The organism is Lysobacter hankyongensis (assembly GCF_039543145.1).
Classification (GTDB): Bacteria; Pseudomonadota; Gammaproteobacteria; order Xanthomonadales; family Xanthomonadaceae; genus Lysobacter_I; species Lysobacter_I hankyongensis.
On sequence record NZ_BAABJE010000022.1, the window covers coordinates 1 to 3,420 of the forward strand.

Sequence of the window (3,420 nt, forward strand, 5' to 3'; positions counted from 1 at the left end):
CCGCACGGACACGGTTGCCGTCGGCGAGCACGCTGATGTCGGTCACTTCCACCAGCGGCAGGAACGAGCCGAGACGCTCCCAGTTGCTGCCGCTGTCCAGCGAGCGGTACGCGCCGAGGTGCGTCGCCGCGTAGAGCGTCGTGCGCACCGTCGGATCGACCACGATCTGGTTCACCGGAATGCCAGCGGGGAAACCGTTGCTGTCGATGGTTGCCCATGTCGCGCCGAAATCGGTGCTGCGCCACAGATGGTTGTATTGGGATAACGGCGCAACCGAGGAGACATAGATGATGTTCCGATCCACCGGATCGAAAGCGATGGAGCTGAGCGAGAAGCCGTTGTTCGGCAACGTACCTGCCTGCGTCCAGGTGCCGCCGGTATTGATGCTGAGATACACGCGACCGCCGTTGGCGACGATCCCGATGACGCTGTCGTCGTTCGGAGTGGCGCCACTGGTCCTCGCGATACCGATGTTGCGAAGCAAGTGATCGCCAGGCAGACCGCCCACGCCCAACGCGACCCAGCTGCTGGCGAAGTCCTCGCTTCTGTATGCCTTCTTGTCGGTGATGGTGTACAGCCTGTTGCCGGAAGCATCGCCGTCCCATGGTTCGATCACGGTCCTGAACGGCGCATCGGTACTATCGCATTCGTTGATGCCGCTGCACGACTGGACGAACGTCGCGCCGCCATCGGTACTCTTCTGGATGCGCGAATAGTAAAGCGAAGCCAACATGACATCGGAATTGACGGAATTGACGCTGCAACCAAACCCGTCGCCGCCGACGACTTCGTTGAACACACCCGTGTTGCCGACTCGCAGTCGACTGCCGTTGTCCTGCAGACCGATCAGGATGCGATCGGGATTCGCGGGCGACGAACAGAGGTCGTAAATCAGATGCGATGCGATGCCTTCGTTCAGGACGTCGGTGAAGCTCGCGCCGCCGTTGCCGGATGCGAAGATGCCGCCGTCGGTGCCGAGGTACAAGGTGCCGTTGGCGGAGATGTGAGCCGAGTGCACATCCGAGTGCACGTAGGGCAGACCGTATTCCGCGGTCCAGTAGGTCAGGATGGAATAGGTCTGGCCGCCATTCGTTGTCTTGGCGACGTGCTGGGCGCCGCCGAAATAGGCGATATCGGGATTGTTGCGGTCGATCACGACCGCCTGATCGAACCAGCCCTGGCCATTGAACAGTTGCTCGATCGAATCGTAGTCGGCGTTCGGATTGGTGTAGGCCTTGTAGTTGCCGGCGAGGTCCGTCGCCATCGGGCTCCAGGTCGCGCCACCGTTGGTTGATTTGAAGATCGTGCCGAGGTCGCGCCCGCGGTCGGTCGTCGGCCGGGGTTTGGACGCCAGCGCGTACAGGATCGAGCGGTTCGACGGCGCGGAGGCCAGGGTGATCCGGTTCAGGCCCTGCGGAATCTTCGCGCTCTCCGCCTTCACCCACGTGGCGCCATTGTCGATCGAACGCCAGATCTCGCCGTTGCGGAACCCCGGGGCATCGACAATGCCTTCCGGAGCGGCTTCCAGCGACAGCAGGATGGTATTGCCGCCGGCATGGGCCAGCGACCAGGTTTCAGGAATACTGATCGCGCTGGGGTTGGGCGCAACCCGGACATAGGTCTTGCCTGCATCCGTGGAGCGGAAGAGGCCGCGATCCGTGGCGGCGAGGACGATGTTGGAATTCGAAGGCGCCACCAGGATGCTGCGGACGGAAGTCGAGTCGCCGAGCAGGACCGGCTCCTGCCAGACATCGCCGCCCTGGGTCATTTTGACGATCCCCAGGCCGGTACCGTTGAAGGCATGACCCAACCCGAGGTAGAGCGTGTCCGGATTGTTCGGATCGAGCGCAACCGTACCCACCGACAGCGAACCGAGGGTCTCGGTTTTGGCCTGCCAGGACGCGCCGGCGTCCATCGTCTTCCACAGCCCGCCGCCGGAGAACGCGGCATAGATGATGTTCGGATTGGCGGGATGCGTCTCCACCGCAACGACACGTCCGGTGTCGGTGACGCTGAGCACTGAGCCGCCGGCGATGCTGGAATTGGCCTTGGTCGGGCCGAGATTGGTCCAGCGCAGATCGCGGGTCAGGGAATTCGCCGGCGAGCGCGCGAAGATCGGCGCCGACGGATCGATCATCGCTTTCGATGTGCCGGACACCGGCATTTTCGATGCATAACGCAGACGTTCCTGCTTGGCAGCGGCCATCATGAAGCGCTGGTAGTCGTAGGACCAGACGCCACCGCGCCTTGAACCGCTGCGGGGTTTGCCGCCGGCGCCTGCGTCGTTCTCGTTCGCGTAGTTCTCGTTGTACCACTGGTCCATCCAACGGGCACGGGCGCTGGGATTGTCGGGGCTCTTGTGCTGCTTGAGCGGACGATTCGCCGTGCGCTCGGGCAGGCGTACATCCAGGGGATTCGCAGCCGCATAGAGCGACCCGACGATGGCCATCGTCAGCGCGAAGGCGGCGATGGCGGTTCTGTTGATCTTGGTATTCATGAGCGCCTGCAGTGAAGTCGTTCGAAGTCGTCCGGGTATCGATGCTTGACCCGGCCCGGTCCGCCGGGGTGGGATCACTATGAAAGAATCGGAAAAACCGGGGCATCAGGATCAGGGGGATCGGAGACGGCCGGGGCGAGCTGTTCAAGCCCTGCCGGAACTGCAGGCGGCGCTCCGATCCTTCGCCGGGCACGACCATGAAAAAAACCGGCATTGCCGGCTTTTTCCATGCCCCCGGAATCGCCTCGCAGCGCCCTGCCGCACGATCTCCGCCCATCGCGGGCGGAGACCGGTGGTCGCTTACCAGGTCAGGACGGTCCAGCCCGTGGCCGGCGTGCCGACTTCGCTCGCCTGCACACCGCCGCCCACAGGCAACGCCCAGCGCCACATGTTCCGGCTCGGGTTCTCGTAGATCACTTCCGCACGACCATCGCCGTCGAAGTCGCCCGTCCGCGCAGGCACGTACGTCCCGCCCGCACCGCCCACCACCACACCGCTGGTCACCGTCGAACCGTCCATCAGCCAGTACGCCAGCAGCGTCCCGTTCCGAAGCACGTAGTCCGTCCGACCATCGCCGTTGATGTCGTCCACCGCGAACACCGACCAGCCGCTCGCCGGGGTCCCCACTTCGCTCACCGTCACGCTGCTGCCGTCCGCGCCGATCTGCCACCGCCACATGTTCCCCGCAGCGTTCTGGTAGATCACTTCCGTCCGGCCATCGCCGTTGAAGTCGCCCGCCCACGTCGGCTGGTAGCCCGCGATCGAACCGCCCACCACCACGCCGTTCGTCACCGTCGCGCCATTCATCAGCCAATACGCCAGCAGCGTCCCGTTCCGCAACAACAGGTCCGTGCGGCCATCGCCGTTCACGTCCGCCGTCGCGAACACCGACCAGCCGCTCGGCGGCGTCCCGATCTCCGACG

At 64.3% G+C, this 3,420-nt stretch carries 2 protein-coding genes; both read right to left on the reverse strand.

Annotated features, from left to right (window positions below):
• Positions 1 to 2,497 (reverse strand): WD40/YVTN/BNR-like repeat-containing protein (locus tag ABD974_RS17135; RefSeq protein WP_345304562.1); only part of this gene is annotated, 2,497 nt, incomplete at its 3' end.
• 300 nt (positions 2,498 to 2,797) lie between these two features.
• Positions 2,798 to 3,420 (reverse strand): FG-GAP repeat domain-containing protein (locus tag ABD974_RS17140; protein ID WP_345304563.1); only part of this gene is annotated, 623 nt, incomplete at its 5' end.